Source organism: Flexivirga sp. YIM B11880, assembly GCF_058148645.1.
Genome location: NZ_JBMAMH010000001.1, coordinates 763,532 through 786,223, shown reverse-complemented (window position 1 = coordinate 786,223; position 22,692 = coordinate 763,532). Strand labels below are relative to the sequence as shown.

General features: G+C 67.9%; 20 protein-coding genes. 16 read left to right on the top strand and 4 right to left on the bottom strand.

The features are described from left to right. The first annotated feature begins 2 nt into the window (after window positions 1-2). From ACN8HC_RS03660 to ACN8HC_RS03610, 11 genes are all read left to right on the top strand, one after another. The gene (locus ACN8HC_RS03660) at window positions 3-2,030 is read left to right on the top strand and encodes an acetate--CoA ligase family protein (RefSeq protein ID WP_490073502.1); all 2,028 of its coding nucleotides are present in this window, start codon (window positions 3-5) and stop codon (window positions 2,028-2,030) included. Window positions 2,031-2,040: 10 nt separating this feature from the next. Beyond that, the gene (locus ACN8HC_RS03655) at window positions 2,041-3,495 is read left to right on the top strand and encodes an NAD-dependent succinate-semialdehyde dehydrogenase (RefSeq protein WP_490073501.1); all 1,455 of its coding nucleotides are present in this window, start codon (window positions 2,041-2,043) and stop codon (window positions 3,493-3,495) included. A 367-nt stretch (window positions 3,496-3,862) separates the two neighbouring features. Then, the gene (locus ACN8HC_RS03650; protein ID WP_490073500.1) at window positions 3,863-5,164 is read left to right on the top strand and encodes an ABC transporter substrate-binding protein; all 1,302 of its coding nucleotides are present in this window, start codon (window positions 3,863-3,865) and stop codon (window positions 5,162-5,164) included. Window positions 5,165-5,176: 12 nt separating this feature from the next. Further along, a complete protein-coding gene (locus tag ACN8HC_RS03645; RefSeq protein ID WP_490073499.1) occupies window positions 5,177-6,088 on the top strand; it encodes a branched-chain amino acid ABC transporter permease in 912 nt (303 codons plus the stop codon). After that, a complete protein-coding gene (locus tag ACN8HC_RS03640; RefSeq protein ID WP_490073498.1) occupies window positions 6,085-7,164 on the top strand; it encodes a branched-chain amino acid ABC transporter permease in 1,080 nt (359 codons plus the stop codon). The genes ACN8HC_RS03645 and ACN8HC_RS03640 overlap by 4 nt, the downstream gene beginning before the upstream one ends. Beyond that, the gene (locus ACN8HC_RS03635) at window positions 7,161-7,907 is read left to right on the top strand and encodes an ABC transporter ATP-binding protein (protein WP_490073497.1); all 747 of its coding nucleotides are present in this window, start codon (window positions 7,161-7,163) and stop codon (window positions 7,905-7,907) included. The genes ACN8HC_RS03640 and ACN8HC_RS03635 overlap by 4 nt, the downstream gene beginning before the upstream one ends. Next, window positions 7,907-8,644 (top strand): ABC transporter ATP-binding protein, encoded by a 738-nt coding sequence (locus ACN8HC_RS03630; RefSeq protein WP_490073496.1) that lies wholly within the window; start codon window positions 7,907-7,909, stop codon window positions 8,642-8,644. Before ACN8HC_RS03635 ends, ACN8HC_RS03630 begins: the two co-directional genes overlap by 1 nt. Before the next feature lie 80 nt (window positions 8,645-8,724). Continuing rightward, window positions 8,725-9,537, top strand: a complete 813-nt coding sequence (locus ACN8HC_RS03625) for a TetR/AcrR family transcriptional regulator (RefSeq protein ID WP_490073495.1) — start codon at window positions 8,725-8,727, stop codon at window positions 9,535-9,537. Between the two features lie 22 nt (window positions 9,538-9,559). Next, entirely contained in the window at window positions 9,560-10,411 is an 852-nt protein-coding gene (locus ACN8HC_RS03620) for an NUDIX hydrolase (RefSeq protein ID WP_490073494.1), read from the top strand. 204 nt (window positions 10,412-10,615) lie between these two features. Continuing rightward, window positions 10,616-11,515 carry a 3-hydroxyacyl-CoA dehydrogenase family protein gene (locus ACN8HC_RS03615; protein ID WP_490073493.1) on the top strand — a complete coding sequence of 300 codons (900 nt, stop codon included), beginning with the start codon at window positions 10,616-10,618 and terminating at the stop codon, window positions 11,513-11,515. Between the two features lie 82 nt (window positions 11,516-11,597). Next, window positions 11,598-12,623 carry a GAF domain-containing protein gene (locus ACN8HC_RS03610; RefSeq protein ID WP_490073492.1) on the top strand — a complete coding sequence of 342 codons (1,026 nt, stop codon included), beginning with the start codon at window positions 11,598-11,600 and terminating at the stop codon, window positions 12,621-12,623. Between the two features lie 7 nt (window positions 12,624-12,630). Here the strand turns inward: ACN8HC_RS03610 and ACN8HC_RS03605 are convergent, their stop codons facing one another. Together ACN8HC_RS03605 and ACN8HC_RS03600 are read right to left on the bottom strand one after the other, a co-directional pair. Beyond that, a complete protein-coding gene (locus ACN8HC_RS03605; protein ID WP_490073491.1) occupies window positions 12,631-13,566 on the bottom strand; it encodes a PAS domain-containing protein in 936 nt (311 codons plus the stop codon). Between the two features lie 72 nt (window positions 13,567-13,638). Then, window positions 13,639-14,400, bottom strand: coding sequence for a GAF and ANTAR domain-containing protein (locus tag ACN8HC_RS03600; protein WP_490073490.1), 762 nt, complete (start codon window positions 14,398-14,400; stop codon window positions 13,639-13,641). A gap of 192 nt (window positions 14,401-14,592) precedes the next feature. Between ACN8HC_RS03600 and ACN8HC_RS03595 the strand changes: the two genes are divergently transcribed. From ACN8HC_RS03595 to ACN8HC_RS03580, 4 genes are all read left to right on the top strand, one after another. Next, complete coding sequence (locus tag ACN8HC_RS03595) at window positions 14,593-15,558, top strand: helix-turn-helix transcriptional regulator (protein WP_490073489.1); 966 nt, start codon at window positions 14,593-14,595, stop codon at window positions 15,556-15,558. Window positions 15,559-15,647: 89 nt separating this feature from the next. Continuing rightward, on the top strand, window positions 15,648-17,027 hold the full coding sequence (locus tag ACN8HC_RS03590) for an NAD-dependent succinate-semialdehyde dehydrogenase (RefSeq protein WP_490073488.1): 1,380 nt from the start codon (window positions 15,648-15,650) through the stop codon (window positions 17,025-17,027). Window positions 17,028-17,111: 84 nt separating this feature from the next. Continuing rightward, on the top strand, window positions 17,112-17,504 hold the full coding sequence (locus ACN8HC_RS03585) for a VOC family protein (RefSeq protein WP_490073487.1): 393 nt from the start codon (window positions 17,112-17,114) through the stop codon (window positions 17,502-17,504). Further along, window positions 17,497-18,570, top strand: a complete 1,074-nt coding sequence (locus ACN8HC_RS03580) for an RNA polymerase subunit sigma-70 (protein ID WP_490073691.1) — start codon at window positions 17,497-17,499, stop codon at window positions 18,568-18,570. Before ACN8HC_RS03585 ends, ACN8HC_RS03580 begins: the two co-directional genes overlap by 8 nt. On the opposite strand, the gene ACN8HC_RS03575 is transcribed toward ACN8HC_RS03580, so the two are convergent. Continuing rightward, entirely contained in the window at window positions 18,522-20,510 is a 1,989-nt protein-coding gene (locus ACN8HC_RS03575; protein WP_490073486.1) for a heavy metal translocating P-type ATPase, read from the bottom strand. The two genes, ACN8HC_RS03580 and ACN8HC_RS03575, sit on opposite strands and share 49 nt — an antisense overlap. A gap of 88 nt (window positions 20,511-20,598) precedes the next feature. Between ACN8HC_RS03575 and ACN8HC_RS03570 the strand changes: the two genes are divergently transcribed. Beyond that, window positions 20,599-20,943: an ArsR/SmtB family transcription factor gene (locus ACN8HC_RS03570; RefSeq protein WP_490073485.1), complete on the top strand. Its 345-nt coding sequence runs from the start codon at window positions 20,599-20,601 to the stop codon at window positions 20,941-20,943. Window positions 20,944-20,952: 9 nt separating this feature from the next. On the opposite strand, the gene ACN8HC_RS03565 is transcribed toward ACN8HC_RS03570, so the two are convergent. Continuing rightward, window positions 20,953-22,620 carry a long-chain fatty acid--CoA ligase gene (locus ACN8HC_RS03565; protein WP_490073484.1) on the bottom strand — a complete coding sequence of 556 codons (1,668 nt, stop codon included), beginning with the start codon at window positions 22,618-22,620 and terminating at the stop codon, window positions 20,953-20,955. Window positions 22,621-22,692: the final 72 nt, after the last annotated feature.

Here is a 22,692-nt window from a genome sequence, read left to right as displayed (position 1 = left end):
CCATGGATCGCCAACTCGTCGCCGTCGTCGGTGCGTCACCACGCAACTTCTGGACGACCTGCGCCATACACAACCTGACCACGTTGAACCCGGACTTGAGGGTCGTCCCCGTGACGCCGAACCACGGGGAGATCCAGGGACTGCCCACGGTGCCCGACGTGTCCGCGCTCCCGGACACTCCGCGTGCGGCGATCATCGCCATCCGCCGTGAGGCCGCGGTGGAGGCCGTCCGAGCCCTCACCGCTGCCGGAACCCCCGACATCGTCTGCGTCACGGACGGATTCGTCGAGCGCGGCGACGACACGGGCGCGCGACTGCAGCAGGAGCTCGTCGACATCGTGTCCGGCACGCAGACCCGGCTCTGGGGGCCCAACTGCGTGGGGTTCGCGGACTTCGCGGACAAGATCTGCGCGGTCGCCGAGCCCGTCTGGCTGGAGGCAAAACCGGGTCCGGTTTCGATCGTCTCGCAGAGCGGGGCGCTGCTATCGGCCTTCGTGGCCGCCGCGGCCCAGGAACGCCTCGGACTCGACTTCTGCGTGTCGACGGGGAACGGCGCGGTGAACGCGGTCCCCGAGGCCTTGCAGATAGCGCTCCGGCGCGACACGAGCCAGGTCGTCTGCGCCTACATCGAGGGCGTCCGCGGTGATCAGGTCGAGCGGTTGACCGCTGCCTTCCGGACGGCGCAAGAACTCGGCAAGCAGATCATCGTGCTGAAGTCCGGTGTGTCCGAGCGCGGCCAGAAGGCGGTCATGTCGCACACCGCGAGCATCGCAGGCACGGATTCGGTCTTCTCCGAGCTGCTGCGCGAGCACGGCGTGCTGCGCGCCGACGGCGTCGACGAGCTGGTGCGGCTGGCAACCCTGGTGCTGCTCGGCGTGAAGGACGGACGCGACCGCGCCGTCTCGGTGCTCGGCGGATCGGGCGGCGCCGCCGCCCTCAGCAGCGACCTGTCCGAGCGGTACGGCGTGCAGCTCACGACATTCGCCGGCTCGACGATCGAGCGGATCCGCGCCCTCGCCGGCCCGGGGTCGCTGATCGACAATCCGCTGGACGTCATCGGCGTGAAGCGGCGCGAGGGGGATGAGAGCGTCAACGGCCTGGTCTTCGCTGACCCGAACACCGGGCTGGTGCTGATGCCGTGGAGTGTGCAGTTCCCGTCCGAAACGGTCCACGAGTCGGTGCACACGTGGAACTGGAATGATCTGGCGAGGCTCTCGACCGAGCACGACATGCCGTTGATCATCACCTCGATGGCTCCGGTGCCCGACACGGACTTCACCCGCACGTACCGCGAGCGGCACCCACATGTCGCAGTGCTGGACAACCTGCACCTCACCTTTGCCGCACTCGGCAAGCTCTTCCCGGCAGCGGCCCGGAAGCACTCATCGGCGCACACCGCGGCTCCGGAGGCTGGCGTGCTGAGCGAGGCCGACTCGCGTGAACTGGTCGCGGGCGCAGGCGTTCCCGTGGCCGGTGGCGTGCGTGTCGCAACGGGTGAGGACCCGGTCGTCGCCACCGCGGACCTCGATGCGCCGTTTGCGGTGAAGGTGATCGCGCCCGTGAGCCACAAGGCTGCAATCGGCGGCGTCCTGCTGGGCGTCCCGAGCCGGGATGCACTGCCCGCCGCCATCGGGCAGATCACCGAGAACGTCGTGCGAGCAGGGCTTTCCGCCGATCAGGTGGAGGGCTGCCTCGTCGAGGAGATGGTCTTCGGCCGGGAGATCCTGGTCGGTCTCAACAGCGATCCGGTGCTCGGCCGCTACGTGGTCGTTGGACTGGGCGGGTCGGCCACCGAGATCGCAGCGCGGTCCACGACCCGGCGGCTACCGCTCGCCGGCGGTGAGGCGCAGCAACTGCTCGCGGCCGTCGGTGTCGTTGACCACCCCAAGGCCGTCTCGGTCGTCGAGTCGGTGTGTGAGGCGTTCACCGGCGAGCACTTCGAGAAGTACCAGACCGTCGAGATCAACCCACTGATCGTCGGCGTCGACGATTGCTGGGCCGCCGATGCCGTCGTGACCGTCGCACCCTGAGGAGACACAGATGTCCGTGACCGCAACCGAGACGATCGACGGCAAGGCGTTCATCGGCGGTGTATGGCGTGAGGCCGACTCCGGCGCGCGTTTCGACGTGACCGACCCCGCGACTGGTGAACTCGTTGGCACTGTGCCCGACATGGGCCGCGCCGAGTGCCGGGACGCCATCCTGGCCGCTGCGGACGCGCTGCCCGGGTGGTCCGCACTGACCGCCAAGGAACGCGCCACCGTCATGATGCGGATGCACGACTCCATGACCGCGCGCGCCGACGAACTCGCTGAGCTGCTCACTCGCGAGCAGGGCAAGCCACTCGCCGAGGCACGGGCCGAGGTACTGAGCGGCGCAAGTTTCCTGGAGTATTACGCGGAGGAGGCCCGGCGGGTCAACGGGGAGATCCTCGCACCGGACGCGCACGGCAGGCGGTTGATGGTGCTGCGGCGGCCGATCGGGGTGGTCGCCGCGATCACGCCGTGGAACTTCCCCAGCTCGATGATCCTGCGCAAGATCGCTCCGGCGCTCGCCGCAGGATGCACCGTGGTAGTGAAACCCGCTGAGTTGACCCCGTTTTCGGCGCTCGCGCTCGGCAGCATCGCAGAGCAGTCCGGCTTGCCGTCCGGTGTGCTGAACGTGGTGACCGGGCAACCGGCACCGATCGGCGAGGAGATGACGGCGAACCCGGCGGTCCGAAAGCTGTCCTTCACCGGCTCGACCGCCGTCGGCAAGCTGCTGAGCCGCCAGAGCGCGGACACCGTCAAGCGGGTCACCATGGAGCTCGGCGGCAACGCGCCGTTCGTCGTCTTCGCGGACGCCGACCTGGATCTCGCTGTGCGATGTGCCGTGGGCGCAAAGTTCCGCAACGCCGGCCAGACCTGCATCTCGGCCAACCGCGTCTATGTCGAGGCGCCCGTCCACGACGAATTCGTCCACCGGCTCACAGAAGCCGCCGAACGGCTCGTCGTCGGCAACGGCTTGGAGCCGGGCACGGACGTCGGACCACTCATCGACGACCGCGCCGTCGGCAAACTGGAAGCTCTGCTGCAGGATGCCACCGCGCACGGCGCGACGATCGTCACCGGCGGCACGCGTGCAGCCGCCGGCGACCGCTTCTTCACGCCGACCGTCGTGACGAACACGCCAGAGACCGCAGACCTGGCATGCACCGAGATCTTCGGCCCGGTGGCGTCGGTCTATTCGTTCGACACCGACGACGAGGTCGTCGCACGAGCCAACGCGACCCGATACGGCCTGGCGGCATACCTGTTCACGCAGGACTACCGGCGGGGTTGGCAGGTCGGAGAGGCGCTGGAATTCGGCATGGTGGGGCTCAACGACGTCGCCATCGCCACGCCGGTGGCACCGTTCGGTGGGGTCAAGGAGTCCGGCTCCGGGCGCGAGGGTTCGTCGCATGGCATCGACCACTACACCGAGCTGAAGCTGCTCGTGGTCGGTGGCCTCCACTGATCGCCTGACCAAAACTCGGCCCTCCGGCCGGTCGGGCTCCGTGCCGACCGGCCGTCTTGGGCAGCTCCACAATGTCCTGAACCCGATCATTGACGCGGGTTTTCGCCGTTGTCGGCGGTGTCCGGGAAGCAGACATGATATTCGTGTCAGAAAATCACCCGGAATCTCTTGACGAAACATGACACACGCGTCATGGTTGATTCCACGACGACGACGTGAAACTCGTCACTCTCGCCAGGGCCGGTGGCACGGCCGGGCAACCAATCCATCGCGGCACCTGGGGTACCGCAAAGTCTCCGATTCAACATGCCCGCAATCCCGTTCGGCACTCTCCCGCCGGCGAGAAGAACACCAGGAAGGTCACACCATGCGACGGACGAACGTTCTGGCCACTGTGACGGCAACAGTCCTCGTCACCGGCCTCACAGCCGCGTGCGGCTCCGGCTCGGGCGGGTCCGGCTCCGGCAACTCCGGGAACTCCGGCGACAAAATCACGCTCGGCATGCTGGCGCCGCTGACCGGCACGTTCGCCCAGGCCGGCGTCGACATGAGCGATGGCGCGAAGGTCGCGGTCAAGGAGATCAACGCGTCGGGCGGCATCAGCGGCAAGAAACTCTCGCTCGACATCCGCGACGACGGCTCCGACGCGACCAAGACGTCCCAGGCGACACGCGATCTCGCCAGCGCCGGTCACAACCTGATCATGGGTGCCTACACCAGCACCGAGTGCCTCGCCGTCAAGAGCCTGATCGCCTCCACCGGTGGCGTGTATCTGGCACCGACCTGCGTCAGCGGGGAGGTCACAGGCGGCCCCGGTCAGAAGGGCACGGATCGCGTTTTCCGCACCGGCCTGCGTTCCTCGCCGGACCAGCCGGTGGACAAGAACATTCCGAAGATTATGAACGAACTGGCTCCCAACACCAAGACGTGGGACTACTTCGGGTACGACTACTCCTTCGGGCACCAGCAGTCGTCGACTTTCAAGACGAACCTGAAGTCGGTGCCCGGAAACCCCAAGCTCGGGTCAAACGTGTTCATCCCACTGACCTCGCAGAACTTCCGGCCGTACGTCTCCCAGCTGGCGGCGGCGGTCAAGAGCGACCCGACCGGCCGCGGCTTGTTCCTCGGCACGTACGGCGTCGGCACGGGATCGTTCCTGCAGCAGGCAGACAGCTTCAACTTCCTGTCGAAATACAACATGATCTGGACGACCGGCGACCCGTGGGACGTCTTCAGTGCGCTGAAGGGCAAGTTCCCGACGGTGTGGAACGACTACGACTACGTCTGGGCGGCATACGACAACCCGACCAACAACACGTTCGTCAAGGACTTCCGGAAGTCCTACGGCCACATGCCTGGCGCCAACGCCGCCGAGTCGTTCAACGCAGTGATGGCGTACGCGGCAGCGCTGAAGAAGGCCAAGTCGTCCGACCCGAGCAAGGTCGCGGACGCGCTGAGCGGACTGAGCTTCAAGTCGACACAGGGCACTACAACGATCGACGCGACCACGCACCAGGCGGACAACAACCAGGTGCTCAGCAAGCTCGAGGGTGACGCCGCAGCCCCCGACGGCGTCAAGATCCTGCGCACCGTCATCGTCAACCCGAAGGACGCGTCCTACAAGGACGGGTCGAACAGCACCGTCAACAGCATCACCAAGGCGCAGTGAGCAGCAGCCGCCATGGTCGAACTACTCAATGCCCTCGTCAGCGGGCTGGCCCTCGCCATGCCGCTGTTCCTGGCCGCGAGCGGCCTGACCCTGATCTACGGCGTGATGCGCGTGATCAACTTCGCCCATGGCGGCTTCTTCATGGTCGGCGCGTATGTCGCCACGAGTGCGCTGCGCGGGGAGGTGCACGGATTCTGGGCATTCCTCGGTGCGGTGGTCATCGCCGGCATCGTGGTCGCAATCTTCTCCGCGGCGTGTGAGGAGATCATTTTCCGCTGGCTGGACCCCTCCCAGCACATGCTGTCGTTGCTGGCGTCGTATGCCCTCTCTTTGATCATCGCCGGCGGCGTCGTGCAGATCTGGGGCGCTGAAGCGAAGACGCAACCGGCACCTCCGTTGCTTTCCGGCTCGTGGAGCTTCGGCGGCGTGGTCCTGGCGCACAACGACATCTTCATGATCATCATGGGGCTCGTGCTGGCCGCAGGCCTGTGGGCACTGCTCAACCGCACGTCGTTCGGCAAGCAGGCGACAGCAGTCGCGGGCGACCCGGTGATGGCCGAGGCGCTCGGCATCCGGGTCCGCTGGGTGGCGATCGGTGTCTTCGCGGCCGGCGGGCTGTTGGCCGGTATGGCGGGTGGCCTTGCCTCACCGCAGTATTCGATCGCTCCCGGTCTCGACCAGCTCTTTGTCCTGCAGAGTTTCGCAGTGATCATCCTCGGCGGCTTCGGCTCGATCGGTGGCGCTTTCGGCGCCTCACTGCTGCTCGGCCTGCTCGAGAGCGTCCTGGCGACTTATGCGCCTTCACTGTCCGGCTACGGGTTCTATGTCGCCATGGCCGCGGTGCTGATGCTTCGCCCGCAGGGTCTGGCGATCGCCTTCCGCGCTCGCCGACCGCGCTCGACACAACCGGAGGTCCCCGCATGAACGTGCAACCCACGGAAGAGGCAAACCTGCAGCCCCTCGGCACACCTTCGGCATCGGAGCCCGCGGTCGACATCGCGGCAACCCTCGAGAGCGGCCGCCCTACGTGGCAGCGTATGGCGCGAAATCGCCTGCTGCCACACGCAATCCTCGCGATGGTGCTGATCGTGCTGGTGCCGTCGGTGCTGACCGGTTCAAATCTCGCACTGGCCACCACGGCGGTGATCTACGGGTTGTTCGCCCTGAGCGCGCTGGTGCTCTTCGGCTGGGTCGGACTCGGATCGTTCGGTCAGGCGGCGTTCTTCGGTACCGGCGCCTACACGGCGGCGATGTTGAAGGATCAGCACCTCAATCCACTGGTGGTCCTCCTCATCGGCGCCCTCGTCGCGATGGTCCTCGCGCTCATCGTCGCACTGCTCGCCGGAAACAGCAGCGGCATACAGTTCGCGATGCTGACGCTGGTGCTCGGTCAGGTGCTCTACCAGCTGTTGTTCACCTTCCGCGGCGTCTTCCAAGGCGATGACGGCATCTTCGGCATCATGGCCCAGCCGCTCTTCGGAATGAACCTTTTCGACCAGCGCAACTTCTGGTGGTATTCGGCAGGCGTCGCAGCTGTCTTCGCGCTGATCCTCTACGGGATCCACCGGTCGCAGCTGGGCAAGACCTTCACCGCGGTTCGGGACGATCCGATCAAAGCGGCGGCCCTGGGCACCTCGGTGCGGGTGGCACGCACCGCTGCGTTCATGATCTCCGGCTTCGTCGGGGGCATCGCCGGCGTGCTGTATTCCCAACAGCAGACCGGCGCCTCACCGGGTCTGCTCGGCACCGTGATGTCCGGTAGCGTCATCTTCATGGTCTTCCTCGGCGGGACGACCAGCATGTGGGGACCGTTCGTCGGCGCACTGATCTACACCTACCTCACGACGCGGCTGTTTCAAGGCTCCACGACCTCGACCATCTGGATCGGCCTGTTGCTTCTGGTCGTCGTGGTGCTGGTGCGCGGCGGCATCATGGGCCTCGTCGAGCGACTCTTCGGCGGACTCAGGAGCCGACTGATCTCGGTCCGGAGGGCGTCATGACACTGCTCGAGACCCACGGAATGTGCAAGTCCTACAACGGGCTTCCCGCCGTGATCGATGCGTCGGCAGCTTTCGAGACCGGGCAGGTGACCGCGCTCATCGGTCCCAACGGTGCCGGAAAGACCACCTTCTTCGGCACCCTCGCAGGCGAGCACCGGGCCACCGCCGGTGTGATCGTGTTCGACGGCGACGACATCACCAAGTGGGACGCCGATCGCCGGGCCAGGGCGGGCATCGCCCGGACTTTCCAGGTCGCCCGACAGTTCTCCTCGCTGTCGGTCCTGGAGAACCTCTTGCTGTCCTATCAGGCCGGGTTGGGTCAGTGGTGGCGCCCCTGGCGAGCCTTCCTGCCGAGGACCGTCCCGCCCTACCTTCACGAACTGGCGGAGGTGACCCGCCTCGACAACCTGCTCGGGCGCACGGCGGGGACGTTGCCCCAGGGCGACCGGAAACGGCTCGAGCTGGCGATGTCGCTGGCACAGGATCCACGGGTGCTGCTGCTCGACGAGCCGACCGCCGGTATGACGGACGAGGACTGCGTGATCACCGTCGACGTGCTCAAGGACGTGATGACCAGCAGCCCGGACCTGTGTCTGATTCTCACGGCACACGACATGTCGGTGGTGTTCGCACTGTCACACCGGATCCTGCTGATGGGGCAGGGGCGAATCCTGCTCGATGGCGCCCCGGAAGAAGTCGCCCGTCATGAAATCGCCCGCACCACCTACCTGGGAGCATCCTGATGGCCGACGACGCGCTCGTGCTGGATGACGTCACGCTGACCTACGGGTCTGCAACGGCGGTGTTCAGACTCTCGCTCACGGTCGCGGCCGGTGAAGCCGTCGGCATCCTGGGGCGCAACGGGGCGGGAAAGACCACCACCCTGCGCGGAATCGTCGGCAGCGCCGTCCGTCGCAAGGGCTCCATCCGCTACTTCGGCGAGGAGATCGCCGCGCTGCGGGCGGACGCCATCGCCCGCAGGGGCATCGCCTGGGTTCCAGACGACCGGCGAATCTACACGACACTGACGGTGCGGGAGAATCTCCTCCTGGCGAGCAGGGAGCGAAGCAGCGAGGCGAAGCAAGCCGTCGACGAGGCGGTCGCCGCGGTGCCGTTGGTCGAGAAACTGTTGCCACGCAAAGGCGTTCAGCTCAGCGGCGGAGAGCAGCAGGCAGTGGCGATCGCGCGCGCCGTCGTGGCACGGCCGAAAGTGATGCTGCTCGACGAGCCTGCAGAAGGGCTCGCGCCGATCATCGTCGAATCGCTGCAGCGCTCGGTCGTCGAGCTGTCGAAGTCGGGCATCACCGTCCTCATCGCCGAACAGAACCTGCGATTCGTCCTCGGGGCGACGCAGCGCGTCTGCGTGCTCGACTCCGGGCGCCAAGTCCTGACATGCTCGTCCGAGGAGTTCGGCAACTCCCCGGAGCTGCAGAACCAGCACCTTGCGATCAGCCTGGAGAATCACGGCAAGCGCCGCTGAGTGAGACGATTTGCTCGCGTGGCGCCGGATGTCGAGAGCGTGCGGCGCACGCGAACCGCGAGACGAAGGGGAGCAATCCGATGGCGACGGCGAAAAAGAGTACGGCTGCGAAGGCCACGGCCAAGGAGCGTGCTGCTGCAAAGACCAGCACGGCGGAGCGCGCCGTGAAGAAGAGCAGCACCTCCGCGAAGAAGCGCACAACGTCCAAGAAGGCCGCGCGGATCCCCCTCCCCGGAGCGTTGTCCGACTCGCAGAACGAACCGAACACCAAACGCGGACGCGCGACGCGCGAGCGGCTGTTGACCGCTGGGCTGGCCGTCTTCGAACGCAAGGGCTTCCTGGAGACGAACGTCAGCGATATCTGCAAGGAAGCCGGCGCGGCGCACGGGACCTTTTACATCTACTTCAAGAGCAAGGAGGACATCTGGTACGCGCTGGTCGACCGGAGCGCCACGATGCGCCAGGTGGTCACGACCGCACCCGCCGACATCGGCGGCACGGCATACGACCGGTTCTCCTACACGCTGACTCGATACTTCGAAGACATGACCACTCACCCAGAGTGGACCAAGACCCTGGAGCAGGCGGCGACGATCGATGACAAGACGCGGCGACACCGGTTGGAGATCCGGCGCGCGTTCCGCACCCGGATCCTGCACGGCATCGAGCGACTACAGGAGGCAGGCCTGGCCGATCCAGGCGCTCATCCGGAGATCGTGGCAGAGGCGATCGTGTCGATGCTGCACAACTTCGCCTATATGAACATCGTGTTGGCCGACGAGCCCAGGTACGACACGGAAGAGGTCGTCGAGACCATCGCGATGATCTGGGCTCGTTCGATCGGTTTGGACGTCGAACACCTGCCCGCCCGGCAGAGGGATACCGCGGTCTGATCCGCGGACGGAAAGGAGCACGATGGCCGACCGGTCCGCCAGCATGCGGCGCTACCTCGCCGAGGGGCGGGAGCCTGTCACACCACGTGACTCCGCCACGGTGCTACTGCTTCGGGACGGCAACGCCGGCCTCGAGGTCTACATGCTCCGCCGGCATCGCGAAATGGCTTTTGCTCCAGGCGTTTTCGTCTATCCCGGTGGAGCGGTGGAGGACCATGACCACCTTTCACCAGCAGCCGTGGTCGGACCCTCCGCGGACGAGTGGGCACGGGCGTTGGACGCCCCACCATCGTTGGCGGAGTCACTCGTGTGTGCGGCGATCCGCGAGACCTTCGAGGAGTGTGGGGTGTTACTTGCCGGCCCCGACGCGTCCTCCACCTGCTCCGCCATCGGTGGGGAGTGGGAGCGCCGACGCGCGGCCCTGGCGCGCGGCGAGCCCACACTGTCCGCGCTGCTGGAGCAGCACCATCTCGTCGCGCGCTCGGATTTGCTGCGCCCGCTCGGGCGGTGGATCACTCCGATCTTCTCGCCGCGTCGCTACGACACTCGCTTCTTCGCCGCGGCTCTCCCGGACGGTGCACAATGCCGCGACTTCCGCGAAGAGAGCGACACCGCCGCTTGGCTCCCGGTGCGAGACACGCTGTCGCGCTATGAACGGGGCGACATTCCGATGATGCTCGCCACCGCTGACGCGCTGCACGCGGTCGCGCGTCATGAAACCGTGGCGGGAGCGCTCGCCGCCGCGCCACCGTCCGCCGTCCGCCGCATCGTCCGCGGCATTCCGGACGGAGACGACTTCCGTTGGGTCGTCGACGGTCCGGAGGAGGGGGTACCGGTCGACGATTTCCTGCACAGGGCACACCGCGCCGGCTGACGAACGATCCGTCACCTCGCGACGCTGCCGCCATTCCTCGAAGGAGAGCCTTGGCGAGCACATTCGTCAGCCTGCGCGTGGAGCCTGGAGTCGGCGACTCGCTCAGGCACTGTTGCACGAGTCGGCCGGCAAGCAGGAGGGCATTGCCGCCATGCTGGACAAGCGCAGCCCGGACTTCCGGGGCAACTGAACGAGGAGAGATTCGTGACCGACATTTCCCGCATCCTGGTCGTCGGGTCCGGCGCCATGGGCTCGCAGATCGCGATGGTCTGCGCCCTCTCCGGCTACCAGGTCCGCGTGCAGGACATCAGCGATGAGAGCCTGAAACGTGCGGAAGAGCAACTTCGTTCGCGCATCGATCGGAATGTGGCCAAGGGCCGGCTCACCGAAGAGGAGCGCGACGCCGCGTTCGGCCGCATGACGTTCACGACCGATCTGGCGGCTGCCGCGCAGCACGTGGACTTCGTGATCGAGGCCGCCGTCGAGAAGCTGGACGTCAAGCGGGACTTGTTCGCGCGGCTGGACCAGCTGTGCCCGGAGCACGCCATACTCAGCTCCAACTCCTCCAGCTTCGTCCCCTCCCGCATCGCCGATGCGACGGGGCGCCCGGACCGGGTCTGCAACATGCACTTCTTCAACCCGGCCCTGGTGATGAAGTGCGTGGAGGTGGTCCGCGGCGAAGCGACGTCGGACGAAACCATCGAGGCCACCGTGGAGCTCACCAAGAGCCTGGGCAAGCTGCCGGTGCTGCTGGACAAGGAGATCAACGGCTTCGTCGCCAACCGGATCCTGACCGAGATCCGCCGGGAGGCGATGTTCCTGGTCGACGGCGGCTACGCGTCGGTGGAGGCCGTCGACACCGCGTGCAAGAGCGCGCTCGGGCACCCGATGGGACCGTTCGAGCTGCAGGATCTGACCGGCCTGGACATCGGCTACTACACCGCGATGGGCAGATTCGCCGACAGCGGCGACCCCAAGGACAAGCCCACCGCGTCACTCGCCAAGCGCGTGGAAGCCGGGCACCTCGGGCGGAAGACCGGACGCGGTTGGTACGTCTACGATTCGGCCGGCAACAAGGTCGGCGTCAACGACGCGTCGAACTGACCCGCACTCGCCTCGCCCAGAGTTCTGCCAGAGCGTTCGGACCGCCCCAATGTGGGTAACGTGGCAGACGGAGGTGATCGCGATGACGCTGGTTTCGACCGGGCACGCAGGCACTCGAGCCGCCGTAGCAGCACATCGCCTGGTGCAACTGAGGGAACGCATGGAGCGACTGCAGCGCGGCGAACCCTGCACCCGGGAGGACGTCGTGTTGGCCAAGGAGCGTGCCCGTGCTCAGGCGGAAGCGCTTGTGAGCGCGAAGAATCGGTTGCTGGCATCGCGTCGGGCTGCAACAGATCGCCAGGAGCGGGTGAGCGGCTCCGCCCCCGAGCAGTGCCGGGACTCCCCGTGCAGCCACACGCGGGAGGTGACCCGCATCCGCGCCGCACTGGTTGCGATGCTTGCGTGGACAGGGGGAACCGATCCGGACGAGGCCGAACGTCGGCATCCGTTGTCCGCATCGGTCGTGCAACAGGCTGTGCGCGCCGAATGGCGCAATTGGTCGCATGCCACCTGCACGACAATCGTCGACACGTTCCCGGCACTTCGAGGGGCCGCCATCTGCATCGGCGGTGTTGACGGTTCCGAGCTTGTGGCGGCAAGCGATGCGTGGTCGGCCCGGTTGCAGGAGTTGGAGCTGCTCGTCGGTGAGGGCCCGGCGACCACAGCGCAGGAGCACCGGTCGACCGTGGTCGTCGACGATTTCGCCGCCGAACGCGTGCAGTGGCAGGGCTACGCATCGGCGAGTTCTGACTACGGCGTCCGAGGTGTCCTCGCCGCACCGTTGCGTGTGGACGGCCTGGTCGCCGGCGTCCTCACGCTGTACGGCCACAGCGCTCTCGGGGAGGATGGTCCGAGTCCCAGAGACCTCGCCGCCCTGGCCGATCTCGCAACGGCGACGCTGCTCGTGGACTGGCACAACGCGCCCGTTGAGGGGGTAGCGGACCGGGATTGGTTCTGCTTCCATGTCGCGGCCGGCATCGCTGCCGTGCAGCTCGACATCCCGGTCGAGGAGGCCGAGTCGCGCCTACGCGCACACGCGTTCGGTGCTGGTATGACGCTCGCCGAGGTGGGTGAGCTCGCGCAAGCCGGTCGGCTGCGTCTCGAATGACATCGGCTCAGGCCTGTTCTTCGTCCACATCGTCCGAAGGCAGTTCCTCGAGCAACACCAGCGCACCGGTGGGCCCCGTGGAGTCCCCGCACATAGCCGTCGCCGTGACGCGCAGCTCGACCTGACGCCCGTGCCGGTTCATCGTCGAGATGTGGTGGCCGTAGGCGCGCGCGTTCCGGCCGCCGCCCACGACGTCGAGCAGCCAAGCACGGAGTTCTTCGACCGGCAGTTCGTTGTCCAGGGTGAGCAGCTGATGGCCGAGCACCTCCTGCTCGCGCAGGCCCCAGAGTTCCTCCGACCGACCACCCCACAGCTGCACCACGAGGTCCCGGTCCACCACGATGACGGCTGCGTCGAGACTGTTGAAGATCGACAGGATGAACTCCTTGGTATCGAGTTCTTCGTTGGTCGACCGAAGTTCCTCGTTGGCGGTCGCCAGCTCCTCGACCGTGGACTGGAGTTCTTCGTTGGAGGTCCCCAGTTCCTCATTGGTCGACCGCAACTCCTGGTATGCCGTCTCCAACTGCCGGTTGGCCGTCTCGACCTCGACCTGCAGGTCGTACAACCGGGTGACGTCGGTCAGCGAGATGGACAGACCCAGCACGTTGCCGCCGATGTCCAGCAGCGGAACCAGCTGAATGTCGACGAAGGCCGGCGCCGCAGCTGGGCGCCGCCACGGCACCCCGTGCAGGGCCAGGGTGTCCCGGCCGTCCAGGGCGGCCGCCATACGGGACCCGAGCTCGGCGATGGTGTCGGCGATGTCGAGGTCGGAGAACGGCCGGCCGATGTCGCGCTCGGATAGGCCGAGCAGCGTTCCGGCGCGGTCGTTGACCAGCGCCAGTTGCCGGCCTGGAGTGACCACGAGCTGGGCGACTGGACTGCTCATGATCAGTTCTTGCCGCCACCGGTCGGGGTCGGCATCGGGCTCACGCTCGGTCGGCATGCATCTCTCCCTACCCGTTGCGACCGGGTTTGACCGCGACAGCGCTCGCCGGCACCCTTCCTGGCGTGGAACTCAGCCCTTGCGCTCCTGGCGGGACGGCAACTTCCGCGTGTCGACCAACTGGCGCGCGACCTCACGCAGCTTGAGGTTGTGGTCCTGCGAATAGCGGCGCAGCACCTCGAAGGCATGCTCGACGGACAGGTTGTGACGTTCCATCAGGATGCCCTGCGCCTGACCGATGAGCTTGCGCGTGTCGAGCGCGGTGTTGAGGTGCATCTCCTGCATGGACGACGCGAGCGCGATTGCCGCGTGGGTCGCGAAGATGCTGACGTATGCCAGATCGTCCCTGCTGAACGTGACCGGCTCACTCCAGTAGAGGTTCAGCGCGCCCAGCCGACCCGTGTCGATGTCCGTCAACTCTGCGGCGAGCAGTGCGCCGATGCCCAGGCCACTGGCCACCGGCGCCCAGCGCGGCCATCGGTGCTCGTGCTGCAGCGAATGACTGGCCAGCGTGGTGCCGTGCCACGAGTCGTCGTACGACGGGCCGTCCTGCACGTCGAACTGCAACTCATCCGCCTTGACCACCACATCGTCCGAGGGAGCGATGGTCTGCAGCCGGCGGCGAGGGCGCACCACAGTGATGCCGCCGTGGTCCGCCCCGAGGGCCACCCGGGCATGCTCAACCACCTGGTCGGCGGTCTGCTCCATGGTCTGCGCACTGCCCAAGGACTGCGCCAGGTCGGCGAACTCGCGGGGGTCGAGTCGGAAGCTGGTCGTTCGTCCCCCAACGCTTGACGTGGGGCGAGCGGGGCGCGACACAGTGTTGTCGTCCATTTCCGTGGAGTCCCCCTGTCCAGTTGGGCACGCGAAGCGCCGCGAGTGCGGCGCGCTCACGCAGTCGCTAGTAGATGATGGGCGAACCTGTCCTGGCTAGGACACAAAACGCAGCACGCTCAGCCGCGAAACGCAACGCAATCACCTACCGCTCATCTTCATGCCGTACGTTCGGTGGCATGAGGTCAGCCCATGCATAGGCCGATCACCACCGCTCTCGCGACCCGCGATCCGGAGCAGGCCCACGCACTCGTCGCCGAGGCCTACGCCGACAACTCGCTCCGCGTCAGCGGCAGCACGGAGAACTTCCGTTTCCACCAGCAACGCCACGATCTGGGCGAGGTGCGGCTGGACAGCTTCCACAACACGATGACCACGCAGTACTCCATGGAGCCGCTGGGGTGTTTGGTCGTATGCCGCGTCCACCGCGGCACGATGGACATCGTGGCCGCCGACGGCCAGGAGCAGCGGGTCGGGCCCGGTCAGGTCGTGCTGGTCGCCCCGGCGGACCGGCCCTACCGGACGCGAGTGCACGGCGCGCACCTGGAGCTCGTCGGAGTCGACCTGCCGCTGCTCGCGCAGCTCGCCGAGGAGGGCGGTCCCGACGCCATCGACGAACGGCTGCGCCGACTGACCCAGCGGCCACTACCTCCGCAGGCCGCGGTCACCTGGCAGCGCACGGTCGCACGTCTCGGGGAGGTGGCCGACCCGTGCGACCAGGCGGTGACGGACCCGCTGGTGCTGGGCGCCCTGGGCCGCCTGCTGGCCGCGACGCTGCTCGCGACGTTCGACCTCACCGCCGATCAGCACGGCGCGGGAGCGCCGGCCCCGGACAGCACCGTCCGGCGTGCGGTCGCCTTCCTGGAGAGCAATCCCGATCTGGACCTCGGGGTCGCGGACATCGCCCGGGCGTGCCACGTCTCGGTGCGGACGCTCCAGCTCGCCTTCCGCCGCGAGCTCGACACCACGCCGATGGCACAGCTGCGCCGCATCCGGCTGGAGCACGTTCACGAGGAGCTCCGAGCCGCCGACCCCAGCACCGGGGCGACGGTGGGAGCGATCGCCGGCCGTTGGGGTTTCGCGAGCGCGAGCCGTTTCGCCGCTTCCTACCGTGCCACCTACGGCGTCGCGCCCAGCGTCACCCTGCAAGGCGCCTGAACCGGCAGCACTCGACCACCCCGATGGACCCGCAGCCCGGCCGTGGAGCAGGGTTGTCCCAAGAGCCCAGCATCCAGGAGGAACTGCACATGACGACGACCCCGACATACCAGGTGACCGACCCCGCCACCGGCGAGGTCGGCGCCACCTTCCCGTTCGCGACCGATGCCGAGATCGAGGACGCACTGGCCGCTGCGGCGACCGCCTACCAGTCGTGGCGGGATCGCCCGATCGAGGAGCGCGCGGCCATCGTCAAGCGGGTCGGGGAGCTCTTCACCGAGCGCGCGACCGAGCTCGGCGCGCTGATCAGCACCGAGATGGGCAAGCGGCCCACGCAGGCGGTCGGCGAGGCGGAGTTCAGCGGCGAGATCTTCGGCTACTACGCCGACAACGGTCCGGCACTGCTCGCGCCGACGCCGCTGCCGGGACACGACTCGGCATACGTCGAGCGCCTCCCGATCGGCCCGATCCTCGGGATCATGCCGTGGAACTACCCCTACTACCAGGTCGCGCGGTTCGCCGCACCCAACCTGGTAGCCGGCAACACCGTGCTGCTCAAGCACGCCGAGAACTGCCCCACGTCCGCCCTCGCGATTGCCGACATCATGCGGGAGGCGGGCGTCCCGGACGGCGTCTACGTCAATCTCTTCGCAACCCACGAGCAGGTGGCGACGATGATCGGCGACGACCGGGTGCAGGGCGTGTCACTCACCGGCTCCGAACGTGCGGGCCGGGTCATCGCGGAGACGGCGGGCCGGCATCTGAAGAAGGTCGTGCTCGAGCTCGGCGGCTCCGACCCCTACATCATTCTGGACAGCGACGACGTCACCGCCGCGGCCAAGACCGCGTGGGTGACCCGCATGGAGAACGTCGGTCAGGCCTGCAACTCCAACAAGCGGATCATCGTCGCCGATGGCGTGTATGACGAATTCGTCGCCAAGCTCACCGAATTGGCGTCGTCGGCAACCCCGCGCGAACCCGGTGACGACTCACCGAAGACCTACTCGCCCATGGTGTCGCGCGCGGCGGCGGAGCGGCTGCACGAGCAGGTGCAGGACGCCGTCGACAAGGGCGCGACGTTGCATGTCGGCGGTGAGCTGTCCGACGGCAAGGGCGCCTACTACTCCCCTGCGGTGCTCACCGGCGTGACGCCCGAGATGCGCGCGTACCGGGAGGAGCTTTTTGGTCCGGTCGCCGTGGTCTACCAGGTGTCCTCCGACGACGAGGCGGTCCAGCTGGCCAACGCCGTCGACTACGGCCTCGGCGGCGCGGTGTTCAGCACCGACGAGCAGCGCGCCCGCGCAGTCGCCGCCCGCCTCGAGGTCGGTATGGCGAACGTCAACACGCCCGCCGGCGAAGGCGCCGACCTGCCGTTCGGCGGTACCAAGCGGTCCGGCTTCGGCCGGGAGCTCGGCCCGCTGGGTATTGAGGAGTTCCTCAACAAGCGGCTGTTCTACGTGGAGCAGTAAAGGTTTGCGTCGCACACCGATGAGTTTCACCGGTGACGCGAGTCGTATGTCGTGCCAGCATGTTTCCTTTCCAGGAGGTGCACGATGCCAACCAAACCGACCGGAATCCGTCAGATCAGCCTCGTCTGCGTGTCAACGCCGGAGCAGGACGAGGCGGTGACTTTCTACGAGTCGATCGGCTTCGAGAAGCGGACCGACACACCCTTCGGCGGTGGCTACCGCTGGATCGAGATGTATCCGCCCGAGGGCTCGACGGGCATCGCCTTGGCGCCGCCGCCGGGCGATGCCCCCGTCGAGCCGGTGCAAACCGGCATCACCCTCACGACCGCCGACATCGACGCCGTGCACGCCGACCTGCTCGCCAAGGGCGTCGATGTCGACGCGGAGGTCTCCCGGATGGGTGACCCCGTGCCGCCGATGTTCTGGTTTCGTGACCCGACCGGGCACAGCCTGATGGTGGTGGAGCAGTCTGAGTGAGAACGACGGCCAGGACAGCGAGTTCGAGGTTCTGGTCGACCGGCACCGAGCTGAGCTGCACGCCCACTGCTACCGCATGCTCGGCTCGGTGCACGATGCCGACGATGCCCTCCAGGAGACGATGATCCGGGCGTGGCGGGGCGCCGGCGGGCTTCGCGATGCGGGCGCTGCCCGCTCCTGGCTCTACACGATCGCGACGAACGTCTGCCTGACCGAGCTGCGGCGACGGCAGCGGCGCGGGCTGCCGCACGACTTCTCCCCGGCCGCCGAGCCACACACGCCGCCGGGTGCACCGGCGGCCGAATCCGTGTGGATCGAGCCGTATCCCGACGATGCGGTGCCTACGGGGAAGGCATCCCCGGAGGCGGCATACGACCGGCGTGAGGCGGTGGAGCTGGCCTTCGTCGCCGCGCTGCAGCACCTGAACGCGAGGCACCGAGCGGTGCTGATCCTGCGGGACGTGCTCGGTTTCAGCGCCGCTGAGACGGCAAGCACGTTGTCCACGACCGTCGCGTCGGTGAACAGCGGCCTGCAGCGCGCCCGGGTTGCCGTCGGCGAGCGGGTGCCGGCACACACCCAGCAGGCGACCGTGCGCGCCCTCGGGGACAGCCGGTTGCGGTCGCTGGTCGAGCGGTATGTCGCAGCCTGGGAGAGCTGCGACGTGCCGGCGTTCACCGCGTTGCTGACCGAGGACGCGACGTTCGCGATGCCGCCGCTGTCGACCTGGTATGCCCCGCGCTCGACGATCGAGGTGTGGGCTCGGGAGTCGTCGTTGACCGGCGAATGGCGTTGGCGCGTGGCCCTTTCCAGTGCCAATGCGCAGACGGCCCTCGCGTTCTACTCCTGGGACGACGCTGCCGGTGCCTATCTGCCGTTCGCGCTGAACGTGCTCACGCTGCGCGGTGACCGGGTGAGCGACGTGACGGCGTTCATCGTGCGGTCGACCGGCGCGACGGACGATGCGGCATACCAGCGCTTCCCGGAGCAGCCGATGGACACGCGGTCGCTGGAGTCGACCTACGAGCGGTTCGGCCTGCCCGATCGGCTCGACCGGGCGCGCGACTGATCCCAAGCGCTACTGCGCAGCATCCGCAGGCCGTTGAGGCCGACGATGACTGTGGAGCCTTCGTGCCCGAGCACACCGAGCGGCAACGGCAGGGTGCCGAGGAGGTCCCACAGCACCAGCCCGGTGATGAACACCGCTGCGATCACCAGGTTTTGCACGACGATCTGACGCGCTCGCTGCGACAGCCGCACAGCGGCGGGAACGGCGGTCAGCTCGTCCCGGACGATGACCACATCGGCCGCGTCGAGGGTGAGATCGGCTCCGGCGCGGCCCATCGCCACGCCGATCTCGGCGCTCGCGAGCGCCGGGGCGTCGTTGACGCCGTCACCGATCGCGACCACCTTGCGTCCGGCGGCCTGCGCGGCACGGATGGTGGCGACCTTGTCCTGCGGCAGCAGTCCGGCGCGGATGTCGGCGAGGCCCACCGCGGACCCGACGTGCCCTGCGGCCGCCGCGTTATCGCCGGTGACCAGCACCGGGGCGACGGCAGTCATCGCGGCCAGCTCCCGCACCGCGGCAGGTGCGTCCGGTCGCAGCGTGTCGGCGAGGGCGAGAATGCCGACCGGCGACTCGTCGCGCAGCACGACGACGACGGTGTGGCCGGCCGCCTCGAGCTCGTCAGCCTCCGCGCGGAGGTCGTCGGGGAGTATGACGCGGGCCTGTGCCGGCGAGCAGACGGCCGTCGGCACATCGTCGACGGCACCCTGGACCCCGGCGCCCGGCGTCGACCGGAAGCCTTCCACCGGCGGCAGCTCGAGGCCGTCGCGGCGGGCGGCCGCGACGATCGCGCGGGCCAGTGGGTGCTCGCTGGGGTGCTCGACGGCCGCCGCCCAGCCGAGCACCTGCCGACTGGTGGCGGCACCCGCTGCGGGCCGGATCCGCGCGAGGGTCGGCGTGCCGTCGGTCAGCGTGCCCGTCTTGTCGAGCGCGACCTGGTCGACCTGGCCGAGCTGCTCCATGACAACCGCGGACTTGACCAGCACGCCGTGCCGGCCGGCGTTCGCGATCGCGGACAGCAACGGCGGCATCGTCGCCAGCACGACCGCACACGGGGAGGCGACGATCATGAACGTCATCGCCCGCAGCAGTGCGCCGGTCAGGTCGGCGCCGAGGAGCAGCGGCACCGCGAAGACGGCCAGCGTGGTGATGACCATGCCGATCGAGTAGCGCTGCTCGACCTTCTCGATGAACAGCTGGGTCGGTGCCTTGGTCTCCGACGCCTCCTCGACCATGGCGACGATGCGGGCGATCACCGAATCCTGTGGATCGCGAGTGACTTCCAGTCGCAGCGATCCGGAGCCGTTCAGGGTGCCGGCGAAGACCTGGTCGCCGACGCCCTTCGCCACAGGGAGCGGCTCGCCGGTGATGCTCGCCTGGTCCACATCGCTGCCGCCGCCGAGCACCGTGCCGTCGGCGGCGAGCATCTCGCCGGGCCGCACGAGGATCTCGTCGCCGGCGACCAGCTCAGCGGCAGCCACGATCTGCTCGGTGCCGTCCGAGGCCAGCCGGGTGGCGGTGCTCGGCGTCAGGTCGAGCAGACCGCGGATCGAGTCCTGGGTGCGCGCCGTGGCCAGCGCCTCGAGTGCCCCCGACGTCGCGAAGATGACGATCAACAGGCCGCCGTCCATCACTTGCCCGATCGCGGCCGCACCGAGCGCGGCCACCACCATCAGCAGATCGACGTCGAGCGTTTTCGCGCGCAGCGCCTGCAGCCCCGCCCAGCCCGGCTCCCAGCCGCCCGTCACGTAGGTGGCGGCATACAGCGGCGCCCAGATCCACCCGGGCGCGCCGCCGAGCTGCAGCGGCAACGCGACCAGGAAGAGCAGCAGCGCTGCTGTCGCCCACCGCACCTCGGGCAGGGCGAACAGCCGCGTGCGGCGCAGCGCGCTGGTCGACTGGGTCGCGGCGGAATGCGGCCGCTCGATCGTCGTGGTGCTCATCCGGTCCTCACCTCGGGTATGCCGACCCGACCCAGGTTACCGGAACAGTTGAACAGTTCTTCAACTGTCAGGAGCTACCATCGACGGCATGGGACACCGGGCCGGCACCCTCAGCGAGGCCACCATCGGCGAGCGGCTGGACCGGGTCGGCGTGTCCGAGGTCGCCACCACGTTGCAGGCGTTGGCGACCCCTTCCCGGCTGCGGATCCTCGCGACGCTCGTGGAAGGGCCGTGCGCGGCCGGCATACTCGCCGATCGTGCGGGTCTCGAGGCGTCCGCGTGCTCGCACCAGCTGCGGATCCTGCGCCACCTGGGTCTGATCCGCGGCGAACGCGACGGCCGATCGATGATCTATTCACTCGCCGACCAGCATGTCGCCGATCTGATCGAGCAGGCCATCGGGCACACCGAGCACCAGCACGGCGCACTCTGACGGCCAGGGTCAGTCGGCCGGCTGTTCCACCTGCAACTCGCCCGCGGCATAGCGCTCGCGCAGCCGCTTCTTGTCGAACTTGCCCACGCTGGTCTTGGGCACCTCGTCGATGACCGCCCACCGCTCGGGCAGTTGCCAGTGAGCGACCTTGTCGGACAAGTAGTTTCGCAGTTCGGTGGTGGTGATCGTCGCGCCGTCCCGGATGACGACGGTCGCCAGCGGTCGCTCGCCCCACTTCTCGTCCGGGATGTTGACCACGCTGGCCTCGACGACGTCGGGGTGGGACATGATGTGGTTCTCGAGTTCGACCGAGCTGATCCACTCACCGCCCGACTTGATGACGTCCTTGGACCGGTCGGTCAGCTTCAGGAAGCCGTCCGGGGTCAGCGCGCCGACGTCGCCCGTGCGGAACCAGCCGTCGTCGGTGAAGCGGGACGCGCGGTCGTCGACGTCGGCCTGCGCGTCGCCCTCGTTGGTCAGGTAGGAGCCGGCGACCCACGGCCCGCGGATCTCCAGCTCGCCCACGCTCACGCCGTCGTTCGGCTGCACCGTGCCGTCCGGTCCGACGATGCGGCCCTCGACGGATGCCAGCAGCCGGCCCTGTGACGAGCGGTAGTGCCAGTATTCGTCGCTCCCCTCCGCCAGCCGCGCGGGTGGTATGGCGACCGACCCCATCGGCGAGGTCTCCGTCATACCCCACGCATGCGTGATCTCGACGCCCAGTTCGTCGTGATAGCGCCGCATCAGCGACTCGGGCGCCGCGGACCCGCCGACGACGAGGCGTCGCACGGTGGACGCGTCGACGTCGTGCTCGGTGAGGTAGCGCAGCAGGTCGTTCCAGATCGTCGGCACTCCGGCGCCCCCGGTGATGCGCAACTGCTGGATCATCGTGGCCAGCGGCTCGGCCTGCAGGTAGCGGCCCGGCATCACCAGGGAGGCGCCGGAAAGCATTGTCACGTAAGGGAATCCCCAGGCGTTGGCGTGAAAGAGCGGCACGACCACCAGCAGCCTGTCGGCCGCCGACCACTGAAAGGTGGCGGCGCCGGCGAGGGCGTGCAGGTAGTTGGAGCGGTGCGAATAGGCCACACCCTTCGGGTTCCCCGTGGTGCCCGAGGTGTAGCAGAGCGAGGACGCGTCGTTCTCGTCCAGCTCGGTCACCCAGTCGTATGACGTCGGCTGTCCGCCCACCAGCGTGGCCCAGTCGTGCACCTCCGCGTGCTGAGCAAGACTGTCCCGCAACACATCCGGGATCGCGCCGTTGACGATGACGTGCCGCACCTTCGGCAGGTGCGGGAGCAGCTTGCCGAACGGCTCGGCGAGTGTGTCGTCGACGATCACCACATCGCTCCCGCCGTGGTTGGTCACGTAGACCAGCTGCTCGGGAAAGAGCCGGATGTTGAGCGCGTGCAGCACCGCCCCCATCGACGGCACCGCGAGGTATGCCGCCAGGTGCTCGGCGTTGTTCCACATGAAGGTGCCGACCCGCTGGTCACCGTCGATCCCGAGCCCGCGCAACGCATTCGCGAGCTGCGCGCAGAGCCGACCGAGGTCGCCATAGGTCGTGGTCCGCGGCCCGGCCTCGGTCCAGGTGATCACCTCGCTCTCGGCGTGCGCGGTGGTGCCGAACTCCAGCAGGGTCGAGATCAGCAGCGGGGTCTGCTGCATCGTGCTCTTCATGACTGCAGCTTCCCACCTCGAGGCCACCCAGGAGAGGGGTTCGACGCGACGCCGCTGGGCGCCGCGACCGGC

Coding starts and splice junctions, on each gene's coding strand:
- ACN8HC_RS03635 (WP_490073497.1), top strand. CDS start 7,161: ATGACACTGCTCGAGACCCACGGAATGTGCAAGTCCTACAACGGGCTT.
- ACN8HC_RS03570 (WP_490073485.1), top strand. CDS start 20,599: ATGGGACACCGGGCCGGCACCCTCAGCGAGGCCACCATCGGCGAGCGG.
- ACN8HC_RS03590 (WP_490073488.1), top strand. CDS start 15,648: ATGACGACGACCCCGACATACCAGGTGACCGACCCCGCCACCGGCGAG.
- ACN8HC_RS03645 (WP_490073499.1), top strand. CDS start 5,177: ATGGTCGAACTACTCAATGCCCTCGTCAGCGGGCTGGCCCTCGCCATG.
- ACN8HC_RS03610 (WP_490073492.1), top strand. CDS start 11,598: ATGACGCTGGTTTCGACCGGGCACGCAGGCACTCGAGCCGCCGTAGCA.
- ACN8HC_RS03640 (WP_490073498.1), top strand. CDS start 6,085: ATGAACGTGCAACCCACGGAAGAGGCAAACCTGCAGCCCCTCGGCACA.
- ACN8HC_RS03605 (WP_490073491.1), bottom strand. CDS start 13,566: ATGCCGACCGAGCGTGAGCCCGATGCCGACCCCGACCGGTGGCGGCAA.
- ACN8HC_RS03595 (WP_490073489.1), top strand. CDS start 14,593: ATGCATAGGCCGATCACCACCGCTCTCGCGACCCGCGATCCGGAGCAG.
- ACN8HC_RS03660 (WP_490073502.1), top strand. CDS start 3: ATGGATCGCCAACTCGTCGCCGTCGTCGGTGCGTCACCACGCAACTTC.
- ACN8HC_RS03625 (WP_490073495.1), top strand. CDS start 8,725: ATGGCGACGGCGAAAAAGAGTACGGCTGCGAAGGCCACGGCCAAGGAG.
- ACN8HC_RS03630 (WP_490073496.1), top strand. CDS start 7,907: ATGGCCGACGACGCGCTCGTGCTGGATGACGTCACGCTGACCTACGGG.
- ACN8HC_RS03600 (WP_490073490.1), bottom strand. CDS start 14,400: ATGGACGACAACACTGTGTCGCGCCCCGCTCGCCCCACGTCAAGCGTT.
- ACN8HC_RS03650 (WP_490073500.1), top strand. CDS start 3,863: ATGCGACGGACGAACGTTCTGGCCACTGTGACGGCAACAGTCCTCGTC.
- ACN8HC_RS03585 (WP_490073487.1), top strand. CDS start 17,112: ATGCCAACCAAACCGACCGGAATCCGTCAGATCAGCCTCGTCTGCGTG.
- ACN8HC_RS03575 (WP_490073486.1), bottom strand. CDS start 20,510: ATGAGCACCACGACGATCGAGCGGCCGCATTCCGCCGCGACCCAGTCG.
- ACN8HC_RS03565 (WP_490073484.1), bottom strand. CDS start 22,620: ATGAAGAGCACGATGCAGCAGACCCCGCTGCTGATCTCGACCCTGCTG.
- ACN8HC_RS03655 (WP_490073501.1), top strand. CDS start 2,041: ATGTCCGTGACCGCAACCGAGACGATCGACGGCAAGGCGTTCATCGGC.
- ACN8HC_RS03620 (WP_490073494.1), top strand. CDS start 9,560: ATGGCCGACCGGTCCGCCAGCATGCGGCGCTACCTCGCCGAGGGGCGG.